The sequence below is a fragment of the Sphaerisporangium aureirubrum genome (assembly GCF_042658925.1).
Classification (GTDB): domain Bacteria; phylum Actinomycetota; class Actinomycetes; order Streptosporangiales; family Streptosporangiaceae; genus Sphaerisporangium; species Sphaerisporangium aureirubrum.
Map to the genome: position 1 here is coordinate 18,907 of NZ_JBHSRF010000067.1, position 18,679 is coordinate 37,585.

The following is an 18,679-nucleotide window of genomic DNA, read 5'->3' on the forward strand; positions in this document are numbered from 1 at the left end:
TTTTCCGCCCGCCGCACAGCGGGGCCCGCCCGCCGAATCCCGTGACCGGGTCTACTCCACCTCGACCGGGGTCCCGCCGGTGATGCGGACGAGCTCGTCGAACGTCGTGGGGAACACGGTGTGCGCATGGCCGCCGGCGGCCCAGACCACCCCGTGCCGGCTCAGCCACTTGTCGACCAGCGTACGGATCGGCGCCGGGTGCCCCACGGGCGCCACCCCGCCGATCGTCTGGCCGGTCGCGGCCTTCACGAACTCCGGCGTGGCCCGCTTGACCTTGGCCACGCCGACCAGCCCCGCCACGAGCGTGGTGTCCACCCGATGGGCGCCACTGGTCAGCACCAGCAGCGGCTCGCCGTCCGCGTCGAACACCAGGCTGTTGGCGATGGCGCCGACCTCGCAGCCCACCTGCGCCGCCGCGGTCACCGCGGTGGGAGCCGGGTCGGTGAGAACCACGACCTCGCCCTCCACACCCAGGCCGCGCAGCGCCGCGGACACCCTCACCACGCTCGGATGCAACTTTTCTGGCATCCGCACACTCTAAACACCATGACGAGAGATGGGCCATTGATTACATCTGCGGAACAGAGCGCGTTCGGTCATGATCGGTGCGCTAATGTCCGTTGACCAGATCATGGAGAAGGGGAAAGGAAAACCGACATGGGGGTTGGAACGCGGCTCGCCGCCGCGGCGGCGATGACCGCGACGGCCGTGCTCCTCGCGGGCGGGACGGCGGCCTCGGCCGCACCGGTCCCGGCCACCGCGACGGCGCGCGCGGCCGCGGGCGCGGCGGTCACCTTCCAGGTGGCGTCCGCGAGCCCGGCGCTGGCGCCGACGCCGTTCACGGCGCCGGGCCGGCGGCTGAAGCTCGGCGCGAAGGGCGCGGCGGTCAAGGCCCTGCAGACCCGGCTGCGCGAGCTGGGCTACGTGCCCGGCAAGATCGACGCCAAGTACGGGGGGACCACGCAGTCCGCCGTCTGGGCGTTCCAGAAGGTGCAGGGCATCACGCCCACCAGCACCATCTCCTCCCGCACGTGGAACGCCCTGGAGAATCCCAAGGCGCCCAAGGTGCTGGTCCCGAGCGGCAAGCCGGACCGGGTGGAGGTGAACCTCACCAAGCAGATCGCCGTGCTCTACGACGAAGGGCTGGTGAAGCTCATCACGCACATCTCCTCCGGCAGCGGCATCCCTTACTGCGAGACGGCCGTCTGGCAGGGTCGCGAGCAGAGGTTCTGCGGCGACGCCCGGACGCCCACGGGGAACTTCAAGACGACATGGCGACGGCCCGGCTGGCACAAGTCCTACCTGGGCCAGCTGTACAACCCGATCTTCTTCAACGGCGGCATCGCGCTGCACGGCGCGCTGTCGGTACCGCTCTACCCCGCCTCACACGGCTGCGTACGCCTGCCCATGCACGTCGCGGAGATCCTTCCCGGCATGCTCGGCACCGGCGTCCCCGTGCACGTCCGCGGCAAGTTCCGCCGCTGACACACCGGACGGCGCGGCGCCGCCCGCGGCCCGCGCCGTCCACGGCTCCGTCATCCGATCAGGGCGCCCGGAACGCTGAGCACCCCGGAGATCGCCCACCGTCAGGTCCACGGCGCTGCGTCCCGCGGGTCACCGGTGATCGCACACCTCGTCCCGCTGCCTGGCGAGCAGCTCCTGCAGGGACTTGGCGATCATGTCCTGGCCGGCCAGGATGCGTGCCTGGTTGGTTTCGATCGTGGCCTGGTCGCCCAGCACGGTGTCGAGCTTCTCCTGGTTCTTCACGATCACTCGCTGATTGCCGAGGATCGTTTCCTGGTCGGTGAGAATCGTCTGCTGATTGGCGGTGACGTTCTCGGATGCCTTGAACATGGGTCCTCCCGTAGGAGAAAGGGAGGGAAAGCCCGGGCCCAGTTTCCCGATCACCGGCCGTTCCATGAACAGAGTCAGGCATCGGCCATTCCTGGAGGCAGGGGCCGAAGTTCACCATTCATGGGTCTTTAGTCAAGGCATCAGGCGGGAGGACGCGAAGCGGCACGGCGAGCCCCGGAGACGGCCGATCACGCGATCGAACTCATGTTCGCGTGTTGCTTGACACACCCGCGCATCGAATCTATGTTCGATACCGTGAGGGTGGGACTCGCGGCCCGCCCTCACCTATTGGCGACGGCCGTCGGCGGCCTCGGCCAAGTGGCGTCGGCCGGGCGGGGAGAGGGGAAGCTCCTCGTCCGGCCCTGGGCGGGCACCCCGGCCCGTCCACCACGATACGCACGCGCGCGACGAGACAGACGGAAAAGGCGGAAAGGAATCGCGGGCCCGCGGCACGGGGCGTGCCTCGGGGAGAGAGCGAGGAGCGAACGTCCGAGCGACCACGAAATGCAGGGCCATCTGAATTGTCGGTGGAATCTGCGACTGTGTTTCTCGCCGGCGGTGACCGCCGGGGTCACGACCCCAAGGAGGGTGACATGACTCGAACGTCCGGAGAAGGCCCCCGGGTTTCCCAGACCGTGCGCGCGCACCTGGCCGACGCGCATTCCTGCCTCGCGGACGCCGCCGCGGCATCCATAGCCGCCGAGCGGTACGTCTCCGCGCACCTGGCGGCGCTGCGCGCCGCCGCCGCGATCATCGCGGCACTCCCCCGCCCGATGGACGGCCGCAGGCGCCGCCTGCGCAGCGCCTGGGAACTGCTCCCCGAGGCCGAGCCGCGCCTGGCCCAGTGGGCCGCCTACTTCGCCGTCAGCGCCACCAAGCGCGCCGCCGCCGAGGCCGGCATGGTCCGCGCGGTGTCGGCCCGCGACGCCGACGAGCTCATCACCGAGGCCGACACCTTCGTCCGCGTCGTCGAAGAGATCCTCGGCGTCCCCGGCCAGTCCACCCTCCCGGTCCGCGCACCCCTCGCAGGCTGAACCACCACACCTGTCCCCCGGGACGTTCCCCTACAGGCAGGACGATCCCCCACAGGCGCGTTTCTCCCGGGTGCGCCACTCAACCGGCGCGTTTCTCAACCAGCGCGCTCCCCCACGGGCACGCTCCTCGACCCGGCGTGCTCCGCCAGCGGCACACTGCTCTACCCGGCGCGCTCCCCCCACATGAGCACACTGCTCGGCCCAGTGCGCTCCCCCACGGGCACGCTCCTCGACCTGGCGTGCTCCACCAGCGGCACATTGCTCTACCCGGCGCGCTCCCCCCCACACGGGCACACTGCTCGGCCCAGTGCGCTTCCCTCACGGGCACGTCGCTCGACCCGGCGCGCTCCCCCCGCGGGCACGTTGCTCGGCCCGGCGCGCTGTTCCACGGGGCGCCTCCCCATCATCGCGGCCTTCCGCAGGCCGCGCGCCCGGCCGGTCCACGGCCCCGCGGGCAAGCCGTTCACCGCGGCACGGCGGTCTCCGGCCTTCTCCCGGGCGGCGGCGACGTCTCCGTGGACCGCTAGACGACGGCGGTGGCGCTGGGGCGGCGGGACGGCGAGAGGGCCTGGTAGACCTCGCGGGTCGCGCTGGACTTGTTGAAGGTGATGAAGTGGATGCCGGGGGCGCCCTCGTCCAGCAGGGTCTGGCACAGCTCGGCGGCGTGTTCGATGCCGAGGGCGCGGACGGCGGCGGGGTCGTCGGCGACGGCCTCGAAGCGGTCGGCCACCTCGGAGGGGAACGGGGCGCCCGAGAGCTTCTCCGACCTGGCGATGGTGCTCATCTGGGTGACGGGCATGATGCCGGGGATGATCGGGGTGTCGCAGCCCTGGGCCGCCACGCGGTCGCGCAGGCGCAGGTAGTCCTCGGCGCGGAAGAACATCTGGGTGATGGCGTAATCAGCGCCCGCCCGGCACTTCCTGACAAAGTAGTCGGTGTCGGACTCCACCGACGGCGACCTCGGATGCCGGTACGGGAACGCGGCCACGCCGACGCAGAACTCCCCGGCCTGACGGATCAGCCGAACGAGATCCTCGGCGTAGTGCACCCCCTCGGGATGCGCGACCCACTCGGCGAGCGGGTCGGAACCGGGCGGGTCGCCCCGGACGGCCAGGATGTTGCGCACCCCGGCGTCGGCGAACCTGCCGATCAGGTGGCGCAGCTCACGCAGCGAGTGGTCCACCGCGGTGAAGTGGGCCACGGGGGTGAGCGTAGTCTCGTGCGCGAGGCGCTCGACGATGTCGACCGTGCGGTCCCTGGTGGAGCCGCCCGCGCCGTAGGTGACCGAGACGAACGTGGGGCGCAGCGCCTCCAGCTCGCGGATCGCGCGCCACAGCTGCCGCTCCCCGGTGTCGGTCTTCGGGGGGAAGAACTCGAACGAGAAAGACCGGTCCCCGTCGGCGAGGAGCTCGCGGACGGTGGGCACGCGGCCCGGCAGGACGGAAGAACGACCCAAAGCCATGGGTCCCAGGCTACAGGTGGATCCCCGGCTCCGGCCCGTACCGCGGCCCCGATACGTGGCCCTCACTTCAAAGGCTCGGGTCCGGTAGGCGGTGACAGGGGGCGCCCCGTGGGGCAGGTCGCGGCGACAGGGACATTAGTCTCGGAACATGACCACTTCCTTCGCCGTGTCGGACGCCCTGCGCTCCGAAGTGGACGCCCGGCTGCGGGCGTTCGTCGACCGGCAGCGTCCCCTGGTCAGCGCGCCCGAGCTGGCGCCGCTGCTCGAGACCGCGGAGGACTTCCTGGCGGGGGGCAAGCGGCTGCGCCCGGCGTTCTGCTACTGGGGATGGCGCGGGGCCGGTGGCGACGACGATCCGGCGATCTTCACGGCCGCCGCCTCACTGGAGCTGCTGCAGGCCAGCGCGCTGATCCACGACGACGTCATGGACGCCAGCGACCTGCGCCGCGGCAAGCCGTCGGCGCACCGCCGCTTCCAGGCGCTGCACGAGGCGTCCGGGTGGCACGGCTCGGGGCGGCAGTTCGGCGAGGGCGCCGCGGTGCTGCTGGGCAACCTGCTGCTGGTGTGGTCGGGCGAGATGTGGCGCACCAGCGGGCTGCCCGATGAGGCGATCGCCGCCGCCCAGCCCGTGCACGACCGCATGCGCACCGAGCTGATGTGCGGCCAGTACCTCGACCTGCTGGAGCAGGCCCAGGGCGGCGGCACGTTCGACAGCGCCCTGCGGGTAGCGCTCCACAAGAGCGGCAAGTACTCGGTGGAGCAGCCCCTGCGCCTCGGCCTGGTGCTCGCCGCCCGTGAGCAGGGCCCGTGGATCGACCGCCTGTGCGTCGAGTACGGCCACAAGGTCGGCATTGCGTTCCAGTTGCGCGACGACGTCCTCGGCGTCTTCGGCGACCCCGCCGAAACCGGCAAGCCCGCCGGCGACGACCTCCGCGAAGGCAAGCGCACCATGCTGGTGGCCCGCACCCTGGCCGCCGCGACCCCCGCCCAGTCCGCCGACGTCCACCGCCTCCTGGGCGACCCCGCCCTGGACGACGAGGGCCTGTCCCGCCTACGCCAAATCATCGAGGACACCGGCGCCCTGACCGCCAGCGAAGAAATGATCAAGCAATACCTCTACGACGCCCTGACCTCCCTAGACCACGCCCCCCTAACCCCCCAATCCCACCAAGCCCTAACCGACCTAGCCATAGCCGCCACCTCCCGCCGCAGCTAACCCCCCCTCCCCCACCCCACCGCCACCGCACCCCCGTCACACCTGCCCCCACCCCGCCGCCACTGCACCCCCGTCAGAGCTACCTCCCACCCCGTTCCCACCCGGTCACTCTCCAGGACGGCGCCGCGACGGCGAGACGCGGCGAAATCGGCGCCGCCATACGGCGGCAACCCCGGAGGGTGCGGGCGCCGCCTCACACGGTCCTCGCAGCGCCACCCCACCCGGTCACTCTCCAGAACGGCGCCGCGACGGCGAGACGCGGCGCGGCGAAATCGGCGCCGCCGTACGGCGGTAAACCCGGGGGGTGCGAGCGCCGCCAGACATAGTCCTTGCAGAGGGCGCGCTCCGCGCGAAAGGCGCAAGGGCTGTGTCCTGCGGGGGACACCCCCGCACCCCCAAGCCTGCCGGGCTCATCGTGACCCGCCGCGACACATCCCGGTGGGATGTATCGCACCGTTCCGGCTGTGCCGCGACGGCGAGACCAGCACGGCGAGAAACCCCACCACGTCCCACCCGAGCGACACCCACCCACATCCCCGCCGGGAGATCCGCCCCACCTGGCACCGCTGTACGGCGGCCGGTCCCGCGTTCTTTTCCTATAGGCGATTCCGCACATGATCGGCCAGGGACAGCTGTGATCTTGGCGGTGAACACAGGAGCAACCCCTATCCGGTAGGCGTGATCTGGCTCACCCGTTGTCGTGTCCGAGCTTGGCATCAGCGCCCATCCAACTCCCCTGCGACGCACCGCCCGCGCACGAGCGGCGGCGCCCCGGGAACCCACAACCTCCCCACGGCAGATCACCTCACCCAAGTGACGTCCCGTCAGGCGGTGTGAATTCCGCTGCCGTGATCATGACCGCGCCGCCCTCGGTGCCAGCCGGCCGGCCATCGAGACCCTTCAAGTAGATCCCCAGGAGTTGCACCACTTCCAGGGACGTCACCTCCCCCCATCTCACCTCACGTGACCGCGCAGCGCGACCTGTCGCCGCGTCTACGGCCGAGGCCGCCGAGGTCTTCCTTCGGCAACGGGGCGGTGGGACATCGAGTGGCCATCTCGGCGCCGCCCGGACGGCGGGGACACACCCCACCGGGATGGGTCGCAACGGGGAACGACGAGCCCGGCAGGCCAGGGGTGCGGAGGGTCCCCCGCATAAGAACAGCCCGTGCGCCTTTCGCGCGAAGCGCGCCATTGCAAGGACTATGCCACCGCACGACCTTGGGTGCATCGCCGTACGGCAGCGCCGGATTCACGTACAACGCTCCGCCGTCGCGGCGCCGTCCAAAGAGCCCCCAGCCACGCAAAGACTCCCCGTCCGCCCACGGCCATTCAGGCCGTGTGCAGACGGCGGAGCAACTCCTTAGTAGCGGCGGGGCACAAGGAGCCCGGCAGGCCCGGGGGTGTCCCACCGCATGAAAACAGCCCTTGCGCCTTTCGCGCGGAGCGCGCCCTCTGCAAGGACCATGTCAGGCGGCGCCCGCACACCCCGGGTTAACCGCCGTAAGGCGGCGCCGGATTCGCCGCCCCACGTCTCGCCGCTGCGGCGCCAGATAGGTGAGGTCTTGATGGCGGGGGGACCGCGCGGGGCCGTGGGGGGTGAACCGGCGGGGCGCCGAAAGGCGCCGCCGAAGCACCCGTCGGGTTTGTCTTACCGGCGCCGGGTCGGCGGGAGGGCGGACGGTGAACACGGCGCCGTCATACGGCGGGACACCGGCCCGGCGGAACGCGTCGTGGGGGGAGCACCATGAGCCCGGCAGGGCCGGGGGTGCGGGGGTGTCCCCCGCACAGGCACAGCCCTTGCGCCCTTCGCGCGGAGCGCGGCCTCCCGCGAGGACCATTTCACCGGCGCCACGCCCACGCCGGATTATCCGCCGTACGGCGGCGCCGATTTCGCCGCGCCGCGTCTCGCCGTCGCGGCGCCGTCCTGGAGAGCGACCGGGGTGGGGCGCATGGGGGCGGGAGCGGGCGTGCGGGGCGGAAGTGCAGCGACAGGGGGGCGGGAGGGGGTGCTCCCGTGCCAAGGCTCCCGCCTGCACACGGCCGCTCAGGCCGTGTGCAGGCGGCGGAGGAACTCCTTGGTGATGGCGGCGGGGTTGTCGGAGTCGGTTATGGCGCGGACGACTACTACGCGGGTGGCGCCGTGGGACATGACCTCGTCGAGGGTGGTGAGGTCTATGCCGCCGATGGCGAACCACGGGCGGTCGGTCTCCAGGGCTGCCGCTTGGTCGATCAAGGGCAGGCCGGGGGCCGATCTGCCGGGCTTGGTGGGGGTGGGCCACACCGGGCCGCAGCAGAAGTAGTCGACGCCGTCCTCCACGGCCGCGGCCGACGCCTCTGCGGAGGCGTGGGTGGAGCGGCCGATGAGCATGTCCTGGCCGACGATCGCGCGCGCGACGGAGACCGGGAGGTCGTCCTGGCCGAGGTGGAGCACGTCCGGGCCGGCCGCGTACGCGACGTCGGCCCGGTCGTTCACCGCCAGCAGCGCTCCGTGCCGGTCACAGGCAGCGCGGAACACCTCCAGCAGTGCGAGCTCCTCGCCGGCCTCCAGGCCTTTCTCGCGGAGCTGCACGATGTCCACGCCCGCGCCGAGCACGGCGTCCAGGAAGGGTTCCAGGTCGCCCCGCGCGCGACGTCCGTCGGTGCAGAGGTAGAGCCTGGCGTCAGAAAGCGAGCGCCTGGGCACGCCTCTTCACCTCGGTGTGCCGGCCCGCGACGATCGCGTCGATCGGCGCCCCCGGCAGGGAATCGTCGGACGTGAAGAGCCACCGCAGGGCCTCCACGTCGTCGTACCCCGCGTCCGACAGGACGGTCAGGGTGCCCGGGAGGCCCTTGACCACGTCGTCGCGGTGGATGAACACGGCCGGAACCTCCGGCTCGGGACCGCCCCGGCGGACTCCTATCAGCTTCTTGTCCTTCAGAAGCTGCTTGGCGCGGCCGGTGCTGAGCCCGAGCCGTCTGCCCACCTCGGTGAGGGGGAGCCATTCGCCCACTAACTGGTCGGTTTCCCGGTCGATCTGCGCAACAGAAAGCGTCACGAAACCACAATTACCACGTCCCGGGACTCCGCAAACACCCCAGAGAGGTCATGTACAGTCGCGCAAGGGTGTCGCGGGGTCCCTCAAGCGATCGACGTCGAGTCTTTGCCCGCCCTCGACGAGGCGGCGGCCCTGGACCAGATCACGCGGCCGGTCGACGGTCAGGATGGCCGCCAGCCGGTCGTCGCCGGTCAGCCAGCACGCCGCCCACTTGGCGTCGGCGTCCGGGTCGCCGCGCAGCACCAGCCGCGCGCCGTCGTGGTGCCCGGCGTACTGCAGCATGCGGCCGAACTGCTCGGACCAGAAGTAGGGCACCGGGTCGTACACGGCGGTGCCGCCGAGCATGGTGGCCACGGCGGTCTCCGGCGCGTGCAGCGCGGTGTCCCAGTGCTCGACCCGCAGGCGGCGGCCGAAGCGGCGCGACCACCAGTTGGCGCAGTCGCCCACCGCGACCACGCCCGGCATGGACGTGCGCAGGTGCTCGTCGACCACGATGCCGTTGTTCAGCTCGACGCCCGACCCGGCGAGCCACGCCACGTTGGGCCGCACGCCGACGCCGGTCACCACCACGTCGGCGGGGATCCACGTGCCGTCCATCATGGTCAGCCCGCCCGGGTCGACCGAGCCGACCATGGTGCCGAGCCGCAGCTCGATACCCGCCTCGGCGTACCACGCGGCGGTGCGGGAGCCGACCTCGCGGCCGAGCGCCGTGGCCAGCGGCGACGTCGCGGCCTCCACGACCACGACCTCGGAGCCGGCCCGGCGGGCCGCCGTCGCGACCTCCGCGCCGATCCAGCCGGCGCCGACGATCACGACCTTGGTGCCGGACGTCATGAGCTCCCGCAGGGTGAGGGCGTCGTCGATGGTGCGCAGCACGTGCTGCGGGCCCTCGCCGCGCAGCCGTATCGGCGTCGCGCCGGTCGCGATGATCAGGCCGTCGAACTCCAGCTCGCCCTCGGTCGTCTCCAGCGTGCCCTCGTGCAGCCCTTTGGCCGCGACGCCGAGCCGCAGGTCGACGTCGAGCGAGCCGAAGTCGGAGTCGACGACCGTCGAGTCCAGATCTCCCTGCAGCACCGCTTTGGAAAGGGGGGGCCGATCGTAGGGACGATGGGACTCCTCCCCGATCAGGGTGATGCGTCCCTTGAATCCTCGGGCCCGTAGCGCCTCGACACTCCGCACACCGGCCAGCCCGGCGCCTACTACCGCGACATGATTCACAACTCGACCCTAAGCGGCCGGGCCGGTAACTTGCCAACGGCGATTTGATAACAAATTGGCTCACCACCCTGCACGCGCGGTAATGAGACTACTCAACCGGGTGCGCATGCCGTAGGAGGGCAGGAATAGGCTGGTGCCATCCAGTACGCGCGGGAGTCCGGCGAGACCGGGCTGAGAGGAGGGCTCATCGGCCCTCGACCGCCAGAGACCTGATCCGGATCATACCGGCGAAGGGAGCGGGACCCACGTGAACGTGCCGCACGCAGACGGTGCCGCCATGGCCTCCGGGACCTACCGGGCCGACGTGTGCGTCGCCGGAGGCGGGCTCATCGGCCTGTCCGTCGCCTGGCGCGCCGCCGCGCTCGGCCTGTCCGTCGTCGTCGCCGACCCCTCCCCCGGGTCGGGCGCCACCCACGCGGCGGCCGGGATGCTCGCCCCGGTGAGCGAGGTGACCTACACCGAGGAGCCGTTGCTGCGGCTCGGCATGGCGTCCCTGGCCCGGTGGCCCGCGTTCGCCGCCGAGCTGTCCGCCGAGTCCGGCATGGACGTCGACCACCGGTCGGACGGCACCCTGGCCGTGGCGTTCGGCGCCGACGACGTGACGGCGCTCGGCGAGCTGGCGGACTTCATGGACAAGCTGCGACTGCCGGTGGAACGGCTCACCGGCCGCGAGTGCCGCCGGGCCGAGCCGATGCTGGCCCCGTCGGTGCGCGGCGGCATCCTGGCCGCGGGGGACGCCTGGGTGGACCCGCGCCGGGTCGTCGCCGCCCTGCTGGCCGCCGCCGGGCGGCGCGGGGTGACGCTGGTGCCCGCGCGGGTGACCGGGGTGACGACCGAGGGCGGCGCGGCGCGGGGCGTGCGGCTGGAGGGCGGCGGGACGGTCCACGCGGACCACGTCGTGCTCGCGGCCGGAGCGTGGTCCGGCGCGCTGGAGGGGCTGCCGCCGGGCGTGCTGCCCCCGGTGCGGCCGGTCAAGGGGCAGATCATGCGGCTGCGCGGCGCGCCGGGGTTCCTCGGGCACTGCGTGCGCGGCGTGGTGCACGGCTCGTCGGCGTATCTCGTGCCGCGCGGGGACGGCGAGGTCGTGCTCGGCGCCTCGCAGGAGGAGATGGGGTTCGACACCCGGGTGACCGCGGGCGGGCTGTACGAGCTGCTGCGCGACGCCCGCGAGCTGGTGCCGGGCATCACCGAGCTGGAGGTGGTGGACACCTTCGCCGGCCTGCGCCCCGGCACGCCGGACAACCTCCCGGTGATCGGCCCCACGTCCCTGCCCGGCCTGATGCTCGCCACCGGGCACCACCGCGGCGGCGTCCTGCTGGCCCCGCTGACCGCCGAGCACGTGGCGGGCGAGCTCGCGGGCGGGCGTCCCGAGGGCGACCCGCCGGTGGCGGCCATCTGCTCGCCCATGCGGTTCGCCGGCCGGGCCGCGCACCCGTACCCCTGAACAGACGGCAAGGAGGATGGGGCGCCGTCCCCGGCCCCTCGGCCGGGACGCGCCCCGTAAAGGCATATGAAGGTGACGATCAACGGCAAGGCCCGCGATCTGCCTGACGGCACCACGGTCGGGCAGGCCGTACGGCAGCTGACCCCCGCCGCGGGCGGGGTGGCGGTGGCGCTGAACGACGAGGTGGTCCGGCGCGGCGACTGGGAGTCGACCGCGCTCGGCGAGAACGACCGCGTCGAGGTGCTGACGGCGGTGCAGGGTGGCTGAACAGGTGTACGGGAAGGCGGACATGACGGACGACGACACGCTGATCCTGGGCGGGGAGAAGTTCGGCTCCCGCCTCATCATGGGCACCGGCGGCGCGCCGTCCCTGGACGTGCTGGACCGCGCGCTGGAGGCGTCCGGCACCGAGATCACCACGGTGGCCATGCGCCGCCTGGACCCCGCCGCCCAGGGGTCGGTGCTGGACGTGCTGCGCGAGCGGGGCATCAAGGTGCTGCCCAACACCGCGGGGTGTTTCACCGCCGGGGAGGCCGTGCTCACCGCGCGGCTGGCCCGCGAGGCGCTCGGCACGTCGTGGGTGAAGCTCGAGGTGATCAGCGAGGAGCGCACGCTGCTGCCCGACCCCATCGAGACGTTCGACGCCGCCGAGCGGCTGGTGGCCGACGGCTTCACCGTGCTGCCGTACATCGGGGACGACCCGGCGCTGGCCCGGCGGCTGGAGCAGGCGGGGTGCGCGGCCGTCATGCCGCTCGGCTCCCCCATCGGGTCCGGCCTCGGCATCCGCAACCCGCACAACATCGAGCTCATCGTCGAGGCGGCCGGCGTGCCGGTGATCCTGGACGCCGGCATCGGCACGGCCAGCGACGCCGCACTGGCGATGGAGCTCGGCTGTGACGCGGTGCTGCTGGCCAGCGCGGTCACCCGGGCCAAGCGGCCCGGCCTCATGGCGGCGGCCATGCGCGACGCCGTCGTGGCCGGTCGCCGGGCGCGCCTGGCGGGCAGGATCCCCCGCCGCCGGTACGCTGAGGCGTCCTCGCCGGCGGTCGCGCCGGCCGACCGGGATCGCTGAGCTGGGGTGGGGAAACATGTCGGCATCGGTTTGGGATGACCCCACCCTCAGCCTGGCAAACCGCCCGTAAACTCACTCCTGTGGACACGACGGTTGCGGATCCCCTCGTAGGGCGGCTGCTGGACGGGCGCTACCGCGTTGAGTCCCGGGTCGCCCGGGGTGGGATGGCGGCGGTCTACCTGGCGCTGGACATCCGCCTCGACCGCACGGTGGCCCTGAAGGTCATGCATCGTTCGCTGGCCGAGGACCCCGACTTCGTGCGGCGGTTCATCGGCGAGGCCAAGTCCGTGGCGAGCCTGTCGCACCCGAACGTGGTGCACGTCTTCGACCAGGGCACCGACGGCGACCACGTGTACCTCTCCATGGAGTACGTGCCGGGGAGCACGCTGCGCGACGTGCTGCGCCGCCGCACCCGGCTGCCCGCCCGCGAGGCGCTGGAGATCATGATCCCGGTGCTGGCGGCGCTCGGCGCGGCCCATCAGGCGGGCATGGTGCACCGCGACGTCAAGCCGGAGAACGTCCTGCTCACCGACGACGGCCGGGTCAAGGTCGTGGACTTCGGGCTGGCGCGGGCCATCGAGGGCGGCAGCCACCAGACCCGTACCGGCGTCATGATCGGCACCATCGCGTACATGTCGCCCGAGCAGGTCACCGCCGGGCACACCGACGCGCGCAGCGACGTCTACGCGGCCGGGGTGATGCTGTACGAGCTGCTGACCGGCCGGCAGCCGTACGAGGCGGAGAACCCCATGTCGGTGGCGTACCGCCACGTGCACGACCGGGTGCCCGCCCCGTCGGCGCTGGTGCCCGACACGCCGCCGCGGCTGGACGCCCTTGTGCTGGCCGCCACCGACCGCGAGCCCGACCGGCGCCCGCCCGACGCCACCGCGCTGCTGGTCGCCGCCGTGGACGCCCACCGCACCCTGCCCGCCGGCGGCGGTGTCCCCGCGCGGCACGCCGTCCCGGCCGGCCCGGCGGGGCATGCCCCGCCCGCCAACCCGACGCTGATCCATCCCGCGGCCGACCTGCTGACCGCGCCGCCCGCGCCGCTCCGGCCGCCGCGGGAGTCCCGGCGACTGCGCCCCAACTGGTTCCTGGTCGCGCTGGCCGTGGTGATGATCGGCGCCATCGTGGGGACCGGGTGGTGGTTCTCCGAGGGCCGCTACGACAAGGTCCCCGACCTGCTCGGCATGAACCTCACGGTCGCCAAGGCCGAGGCCGCCAAGCGCGGGTTCGAGGTGAAGGTCGGCCCCGCCGAGCACGACAGCAAGCTCGGTGAGGGCAAGGTGCTGCGCACCGACCCCGCGGCGGGCCGCGAGGTGCTGAGCGGCTCGGCCATCACGCTGGTCCCGTCGTCCGGCCCCGTCAAGATCGCCGTCCCCAACGTCGTGAACCTCACCGAGGCCGAGGCCCGCGCCAAGATCTCCGAAGCCGGCCTGACCGCCGGCTCGGTCAGCAAGGTCCCGAGCGACACCGTGCAACGCGGCCTGGTCCTGCGCACCAGCCCCCAGGTGGGCACCAAGGTCCGCGAGGGCGGCAAGGTCGGCCTCGTCCTCAGCGCCGGCCAGCTGATGCCCGACGTCAGCGAGATGCAGTGCGACCAGGCCGACGCCTTCCTCCGCCAGAAGGGCTTCACCCCCACCGTCGTCCAGCAGGTCGACGACGCCCAGCCCGGCACCGTGATCGCCCAGAACCCCGCCCCCCGTGCCGAGGTCACAGCCGGCCAGCAGGTCCAGCTGACCTGCTCCAAGGGCCCCGACACAGGCTTCCGCTGGCCCTGGGAACGCGACGACAACGTCCAGCCCGGCCAGACCCTGGTCGCCATCCCCGACGTCCGCTTCAAGAGCATCAGAGACGCCACCCTGGAACTCCGCCAGGCAGGCTTCCAGGTAAAGGTCCGCCGCATCGCCGGCTCCGGCGCCGTCATCGCCGAAAACCCCCTCGGCCAGGCCCCCGCCGGCACCCGCATCACCATCTGGCACTGACGCACCGGGTCCGGTCCGATCACCGCCGCCGAACGCGAAACCCCGTCACGTAAAGTGTTCCCCTGCTAACTTCCCGTGACATGCCATCCGCTGTACACGACACTCTCAATTCACTGTTCCGGAACCGGCCCGAGTTCGCCGTGGAGCTCCTCCGGGAACAGCTCGACATACCGCTTCCCTGCAACGCTCCGGTGGAGCTGGCCGGGAGCGACTTCAACGACCGGCCGTCCGTGGACTTCCACGCCGACACGGTGATCGTGCTCGGTACCCGGCGTGAGCCGGTGCACGGCATCGTCGTCGAGATCCAGCAGGAGATCAGGGAGTCCAAGAGGCGTGCGCTGGCCCGGTACGCCGCGGCTCTCTGGCTGCGGCTGGACTGCCCGGTCACCGTCCTGGTGGTCTGTGGTGACGCCAAGGTCGCCACCCGAACACGCTCCGCAGTCGAAGGCCGCACGGCGCACCCTGGAGGAGATCATGTCATCCACCGACTGGCCCGTTTACAGCCCGTTCGCCCGCGAGCACTTCGGCAAGGGCCGCGCGGCGGGGCTAGAGGAAGGCAAGCGGGAGGGCAAGGCCGAGGGACGCCTGGAGGGGAAGGCCGAGGGGAAGGCCGAAGGGAAGGCCGAGGGACGCCTGGAGGGCGTGGCCGAGGCCCTGCTGATGGTTCTGACGGGTCGTGAGCTTCATGTCTCCGAGGACGCTCGGACGCGCATCATGTCGTGCGCCAGCCTCAACCGGCTTGAGGTGTGGCTGCTGCGCTCCGGCAGCGTGAACTCCGTCGACGAGCTGTTCCGCGACGGGATCTTCAGCAGCGACTGACGCGTCGATTCCCGGCCGGGCCGCATCGTGGCGCGGCCGGGCCTCGTCATGGGGACGGGGTGCCGTGCAGGCGGAGGCGGCCCAGGCCGCCGTCGGGGTGGATGTCCAGGCGGACGTGGGTGGCGGGGGGTGGGGTTGGCAGGCGGAAGTGGTGGCGGGTGTCGGGCTGGAGGCGGGTTTTCTCCAGGAGGGGGAACCAGGAGGCGTCTTCGAGGGGGGCGCCTGGCTGGAGGTGGGTGGCGGTGAGGGTGGCGGAGGCGGGGGCGTTGTAGACGAGGTTGGTGGTGTCCAGTTCGGCCAGGTGGATCACGCCGGGGAGGCCCAGGCGGATGATCAGCCAGTCGTTTCCGTCGTCGCGGCGGCGGGCGGTCTCCCAGCCTTCGGCCTGGGTGCGGGGGAGGCCGGGGGCGAGGACGTTGGACGGCGAGGAGTAGAACTCGTTGGAGCAGGCGATGACGAGGCCGCCGTTCTCCAGGGCGGCGAGGTCGGTGGTGAGGCCCTCGTAGCGGGCCGGGTCGGGGATCACCTCGCCGTGAGCCCGGAGGCGGGCGACGCCGCCGTCGGGGTGGATGTTGAGGCGCAGGTGGGTGACGCGGTGGGGGTGTTCCACGGCGAACTCGTGGGCGGTGTCGCCGGTGAGGGGGCTCTTCGGGACGATCTCCGTCCAGGTGGCGTGCTGGACTTCGGCCACCGTGGGGTGGCCGTCGGCGGCGCAGGCCTCCACGGAGGCGAAGGCGGGGTGGTTGCCGGTGAACCAGGCGGTGTCGACGACGACGCCGCGGACGATACCGGGCAGGCCCAGGCGGATGATCGCCCAGTCGTGGCCGGGGTCGCGGCGGCGGCGGGTCTCCCAGCCGTCGTAGACCTGGCCCCGGGCGCCGAAGGTGTGCGGGCGGAAGGTGGAGGCGCCGGGGAGGATGAGCGACTGGCGCTCGGCGAACGACTCGTCGCTGGCGGCGAGTACCGACCCGCCGTACGCGCGGGACGCCAGGTCGGGCAGCCTGCCGACGTCGCTCACGTGCGGTCACCGGCCTCGCGGCCGCGCGACGGGCGCCGGCCGTCGGTGGTGCCCGGCGGGCGAAGATGGGTCACAGGAGGTCTCCAAACGGCTGGGTGGCGTCGGTCACTGGACGGCCGCGGAGCCAGGTCGCGCGGACCACACCGGTCAGGGTTCGGCCGTGGTAGGCGGTGATCGGGTTGCGGTGGCGCAGGTGGGCGGCGTCCACGGTGAACTCGGCGGTGTCGTCGAAGGCGACCAGGTCGGCGTCCCTGCCTGTGGCGATGGCGCCCTTGGCGGTGAGGCCGGCCAGGGCGGCCGTGCGGGCGGACATCCATTCCACCACGCGGGCCGGGGCGTGGCCGCGTTCCCTGGCCTCGGTCCAGACGGCGGGGAGGCCGAGCTGGAGGGAGGAGATGCCGCCCCAGGCGGCGGCGAAGTCGGGGACCTTGAGGTCGGGGGTGGACGGGGAGTGGTCGGAGACGACGCAGTCGAGCACGCCTCGGTCCAGGCCCTCCCAGAGGGCGTCGCGGTTGCCGCCGTCGCGGATCGGGGGGCAGCACTTGAACTCGGGGCCGCGGACCTGGTCGGCGGTGAGGGTCAGGTAGTGGGGGCAGGTCTCGGCGGTGATCCGCACCCCGTCCCGCCTGGCCGCCTCCAGGGGGTCCAGGCAGGAGGCGGACGAGACGTGCAGGATGTGGACCCGGGCGCCGGTGTCCCGGGCGGCGTCGATGACCCTCTCCACGGCCCGGCGCTCGGACTCCCCCGGCCGGGAGCCGAGGAACTCGGCGTATCCCGGGCCTGTGGGTTCGGTGAGCAGGGCCGGGTCCTCGGCGTGCACCACCATGAGGCCGTCGAACGCCGCGATCTCGGTGAGGGCGGCGCGCAGGCCGGCGTCGTCCAGGGGCGGGAACTCGTCCACTCCGGACGGGGACAGGAAGCACTTGAACCCGTAGACCCCCGCCTCGTGCAACGGCCGCAGGGCGGGGACGTTCCCCGGGATCGCCCCGCCCCAGAAGCCGACGTCGACCGCGCACTGGCCGGCGGCGGCCTTTCGTTTCACCGCCAGGGCCGCGGCGTCCACCGTGGGGGGCAGGGAGTTGAGGGGCATGTCCACGATCGTGGTCACGCCGCCGGCGGCGGCGGCTCTGGTGGCGGTGGCGAAGCCCTCCCATTCGGTGCGTCCCGGCTCGTTGACGTGCACGTGCGTGTCGACGAGGCCGGGGAGGAGGCAGGTGTCCCCGAGGTCCGTCCGCACGGCCGCCTCGGGTGGCTCGTCGTACGGGGCCAGCGCGGCGATCCTCCCGTCCTGGACGGCCACGGCCAGCGGGCGCTCGCCGTCCGGGGTCACGGCCCGGCGGGACCGCACGACCAGGTCGAACGCGCTCATCGGCTCCACTCCCTGACTGATGGGGTCGGCCACTGGGTGGCGATGGTGGCGGCCAGCCGTTCCAGCAGGGGGCCGGCCTGGGTCATGCTGCGTTCCGGGTCGGGCTCGATGGCGGCGAGGTCGAATGCCTGGGCGATGCCCGCCTGGTGGAGGCGGCCGGGGGTGAGGGTGTTGCGGCCGCACACCGCGATCACCGGGATCCCGGCGCCGGCCGCGGCCGCGGCGACTCCGGCGGGGGCCTTGCCGCGGAGGGTCTGGTCGTCCAGTTTTCCCTCTCCGGTGACGACGAGGGCGGCGCCGGGGAGGTGGGCCGCGAAGCCCATTAGGTCCAGGAGGAGCGTGATGCCCGAGCCGGAGGTGGCGCCGAGGAAGGCCATCGCGGCGAACCCCGTCCCGCCGGCCGCGCCCGCCCCCGGCGCGTCCCGCACCCGGACGCCGAGCTCGCGCTCAACGACGTCGGCGAACCGGGCCAGCCCTTCCTCCAGCCTGGCCACGTCCGCCGGACTCGCCCCCTTCTGCGGTGCGTAGACGGCGGCGGCGCCGTCCGGCCCGAGCAGAGGGTTGTCCACGTCGCTCGCCAGGGCGAACGTGACGCCGTCCGGCCGGGTGAAGCCCGTCGTGTCCAGCGCGTGGAGACCGGTGAGCGCGGCTCCCCCGGACGCCAGATCGTGCCCCTGCGCGTCCAGCAGACGCACACCGAGGGCTCGCATCATGCCCGCGCCCCCATCGGTGCAGGCGCTCCCGCCGAGCCCGATCACCACCCGGCGCGCCCCGTGCGCCAAGGCCGCCGCGATCAGGTCGCCGGTCCCCGCGCTGGTGGCCGTCAGCGGCGCCGCCCGTCCCCCGGGAAGGCGCCGGAGCCCTGACGCCTCCGCCAGTTCGACGACCGCCACCCCGTCGCTCAGCCCGTACGCGCCTCTCACGAGATCACCGACCGGCCCGGTGACCGTCGCCTCCATCCGCGAGAACCCGCAGGCGACGGCGGCGTCCACCGTTCCGTCCCCGCCGTCGGCCACCGGCATGGTCACCACCGCCACCTCCGGCCGCACGGCGCGGAACCCGGCGGCCACCCGCTCCGCCACCTCGACCGCGGTGAGGGACCCTTTGAACTTGTCCGGTGCGACCAGCACATGTCCCGAGGTCACGGCCCCCT

At 72.6% G+C, this 18,679-nt stretch carries 18 protein-coding genes and 1 riboswitch; of the genes, 8 read left to right on the forward strand and 10 right to left on the reverse strand.

What is annotated here, in order from left to right; translation table 11 throughout:
* Positions 1–51: 51 nt before the first annotated feature.
* Positions 52–528 (reverse strand): YbaK/EbsC family protein, encoded by a 477-nt coding sequence (locus ACFP1K_RS31275; RefSeq protein WP_380760074.1) that lies wholly within the window; start codon positions 526–528, stop codon positions 52–54.
* Positions 529–657: 129 nt separating this feature from the next.
* Here ACFP1K_RS31275 and ACFP1K_RS31280 point away from each other — a divergent pair, with 129 nt between their 5' ends.
* Positions 658–1,485 (forward strand): L,D-transpeptidase family protein, encoded by an 828-nt coding sequence (locus tag ACFP1K_RS31280; RefSeq protein WP_380760076.1) that lies wholly within the window; start codon positions 658–660, stop codon positions 1,483–1,485.
* Between the two features lie 129 nt (positions 1,486–1,614).
* Here ACFP1K_RS31280 and ACFP1K_RS31285 read toward each other — a convergent pair whose 3' ends face one another.
* Positions 1,615–1,854 (reverse strand): hypothetical protein, encoded by a 240-nt coding sequence (locus ACFP1K_RS31285; protein ID WP_380760078.1) that lies wholly within the window; start codon positions 1,852–1,854, stop codon positions 1,615–1,617.
* Positions 1,855–2,447: 593 nt separating this feature from the next.
* On the opposite strand from ACFP1K_RS31285, the gene ACFP1K_RS31290 reads away from it, so the two are divergent.
* Positions 2,448–2,888, forward strand: a complete 441-nt coding sequence (locus ACFP1K_RS31290; RefSeq protein ID WP_380760080.1) for an SAV_6107 family HEPN domain-containing protein — start codon at positions 2,448–2,450, stop codon at positions 2,886–2,888.
* A gap of 523 nt (positions 2,889–3,411) precedes the next feature.
* Here ACFP1K_RS31290 and metF read toward each other — a convergent pair.
* On the reverse strand, positions 3,412–4,350 hold the full coding sequence (gene metF, locus ACFP1K_RS31295; RefSeq protein ID WP_380760082.1) for a methylenetetrahydrofolate reductase [NAD(P)H]: 939 nt from the start codon (positions 4,348–4,350) through the stop codon (positions 3,412–3,414).
* Between the two features lie 148 nt (positions 4,351–4,498).
* On the opposite strand from metF, the gene ACFP1K_RS31300 reads away from it, so the two are divergent.
* Positions 4,499–5,566, forward strand: a complete 1,068-nt coding sequence (locus ACFP1K_RS31300; RefSeq protein WP_380760085.1) for a polyprenyl synthetase family protein — start codon at positions 4,499–4,501, stop codon at positions 5,564–5,566.
* Between the two features lie 2,044 nt (positions 5,567–7,610).
* On the opposite strand, the gene thiE is transcribed toward ACFP1K_RS31300, so the two are convergent.
* The 3 genes from thiE to ACFP1K_RS31315 are packed head-to-tail and all read right to left on the reverse strand — an operon-like array spanning position 7,611 to position 9,819.
* Positions 7,611–8,249 carry a thiamine phosphate synthase gene (thiE, locus tag ACFP1K_RS31305; protein WP_380760087.1) on the reverse strand — a complete coding sequence of 213 codons (639 nt, stop codon included), beginning with the start codon at positions 8,247–8,249 and terminating at the stop codon, positions 7,611–7,613.
* On the reverse strand, positions 8,227–8,601 hold the full coding sequence (locus tag ACFP1K_RS31310) for an Rv2175c family DNA-binding protein (RefSeq protein WP_380760090.1): 375 nt from the start codon (positions 8,599–8,601) through the stop codon (positions 8,227–8,229). Before ACFP1K_RS31310 ends, thiE begins: the two co-directional genes overlap by 23 nt.
* 48 nt (positions 8,602–8,649) lie before the next feature.
* A complete protein-coding gene (locus tag ACFP1K_RS31315) occupies positions 8,650–9,819 on the reverse strand; it encodes an NAD(P)/FAD-dependent oxidoreductase (RefSeq protein ID WP_380760092.1) in 1,170 nt (389 codons plus the stop codon).
* Positions 9,820–9,958: 139 nt separating this feature from the next.
* Positions 9,959–10,072, forward strand: a riboswitch (TPP riboswitch).
* A gap of 24 nt (positions 10,073–10,096) precedes the next feature.
* Between ACFP1K_RS31315 and thiO the strand changes: the two genes are divergently transcribed.
* The 4 genes from thiO (at position 10,097) to pknB (ending at position 14,320) form a co-directional block, all read left to right on the forward strand.
* The gene (gene thiO / locus ACFP1K_RS31320) at positions 10,097–11,263 is read left to right on the forward strand and encodes a glycine oxidase ThiO (RefSeq protein ID WP_380760094.1); all 1,167 of its coding nucleotides are present in this window, start codon (positions 10,097–10,099) and stop codon (positions 11,261–11,263) included.
* 66 nt (positions 11,264–11,329) lie between these two features.
* The gene (gene thiS / locus ACFP1K_RS31325) at positions 11,330–11,530 is read left to right on the forward strand and encodes a sulfur carrier protein ThiS (protein ID WP_380760097.1); all 201 of its coding nucleotides are present in this window, start codon (positions 11,330–11,332) and stop codon (positions 11,528–11,530) included.
* Between the two features lie 22 nt (positions 11,531–11,552).
* Positions 11,553–12,335, forward strand: a complete 783-nt coding sequence (locus ACFP1K_RS31330; protein WP_380760099.1) for a thiazole synthase — start codon at positions 11,553–11,555, stop codon at positions 12,333–12,335.
* Between the two features lie 80 nt (positions 12,336–12,415).
* Positions 12,416–14,320 (forward strand): Stk1 family PASTA domain-containing Ser/Thr kinase, encoded by a 1,905-nt coding sequence (gene pknB / locus ACFP1K_RS31335; RefSeq protein WP_380760102.1) that lies wholly within the window; start codon positions 12,416–12,418, stop codon positions 14,318–14,320.
* A 110-nt stretch (positions 14,321–14,430) separates the two neighbouring features.
* Here pknB and ACFP1K_RS31340 read toward each other — a convergent pair whose 3' ends face one another.
* Positions 14,431–14,796 carry a hypothetical protein gene (locus ACFP1K_RS31340; RefSeq protein ID WP_380760104.1) on the reverse strand — a complete coding sequence of 122 codons (366 nt, stop codon included), beginning with the start codon at positions 14,794–14,796 and terminating at the stop codon, positions 14,431–14,433.
* On the opposite strand from ACFP1K_RS31340, the gene ACFP1K_RS31345 reads away from it, so the two are divergent.
* Positions 14,795–15,139, forward strand: coding sequence for a hypothetical protein (locus tag ACFP1K_RS31345; RefSeq protein ID WP_380760106.1), 345 nt, complete (start codon positions 14,795–14,797; stop codon positions 15,137–15,139). The genes ACFP1K_RS31340 and ACFP1K_RS31345 overlap by 2 nt on opposite strands.
* A gap of 46 nt (positions 15,140–15,185) precedes the next feature.
* Here ACFP1K_RS31345 and alc read toward each other — a convergent pair whose 3' ends face one another.
* The 3 genes from alc to ACFP1K_RS31360 form a co-directional block, all read right to left on the reverse strand.
* Positions 15,186–16,157, reverse strand: a complete 972-nt coding sequence (gene alc, locus ACFP1K_RS31350; protein WP_380760108.1) for an allantoicase — start codon at positions 16,155–16,157, stop codon at positions 15,186–15,188.
* 70 nt (positions 16,158–16,227) lie between these two features.
* A complete protein-coding gene (gene allB, locus ACFP1K_RS31355; protein ID WP_380760111.1) occupies positions 16,228–17,526 on the reverse strand; it encodes an allantoinase AllB in 1,299 nt (432 codons plus the stop codon).
* The gene (locus ACFP1K_RS31360; protein ID WP_380760113.1) at positions 17,523–18,671 is read right to left on the reverse strand and encodes a glycerate kinase; all 1,149 of its coding nucleotides are present in this window, start codon (positions 18,669–18,671) and stop codon (positions 17,523–17,525) included. The genes allB and ACFP1K_RS31360 overlap by 4 nt, the downstream gene beginning before the upstream one ends.
* Positions 18,672–18,679 lie beyond the last annotated feature (8 nt).

Coding starts and splice junctions, on each gene's coding strand:
- ACFP1K_RS31275 (WP_380760074.1), bottom strand. CDS start 528: ATGCCAGAAAAGTTGCATCCGAGCGTGGTGAGGGTGTCCGCGGCGCTG.
- ACFP1K_RS31280 (WP_380760076.1), top strand. CDS start 658: ATGGGGGTTGGAACGCGGCTCGCCGCCGCGGCGGCGATGACCGCGACG.
- ACFP1K_RS31285 (WP_380760078.1), bottom strand. CDS start 1,854: ATGTTCAAGGCATCCGAGAACGTCACCGCCAATCAGCAGACGATTCTC.
- ACFP1K_RS31290 (WP_380760080.1), top strand. CDS start 2,448: ATGACTCGAACGTCCGGAGAAGGCCCCCGGGTTTCCCAGACCGTGCGC.
- metF (WP_380760082.1), bottom strand. CDS start 4,350: ATGGCTTTGGGTCGTTCTTCCGTCCTGCCGGGCCGCGTGCCCACCGTC.
- ACFP1K_RS31300 (WP_380760085.1), top strand. CDS start 4,499: ATGACCACTTCCTTCGCCGTGTCGGACGCCCTGCGCTCCGAAGTGGAC.
- thiO (WP_380760094.1), top strand. CDS start 10,097: ATGGCCTCCGGGACCTACCGGGCCGACGTGTGCGTCGCCGGAGGCGGG.
- thiS (WP_380760097.1), top strand. CDS start 11,330: ATGAAGGTGACGATCAACGGCAAGGCCCGCGATCTGCCTGACGGCACC.
- ACFP1K_RS31330 (WP_380760099.1), top strand. CDS start 11,553: ATGACGGACGACGACACGCTGATCCTGGGCGGGGAGAAGTTCGGCTCC.
- ACFP1K_RS31345 (WP_380760106.1), top strand. CDS start 14,795: ATGTCATCCACCGACTGGCCCGTTTACAGCCCGTTCGCCCGCGAGCAC.
- ACFP1K_RS31340 (WP_380760104.1), bottom strand. CDS start 14,796: ATGATCTCCTCCAGGGTGCGCCGTGCGGCCTTCGACTGCGGAGCGTGT.
- allB (WP_380760111.1), bottom strand. CDS start 17,526: ATGAGCGCGTTCGACCTGGTCGTGCGGTCCCGCCGGGCCGTGACCCCG.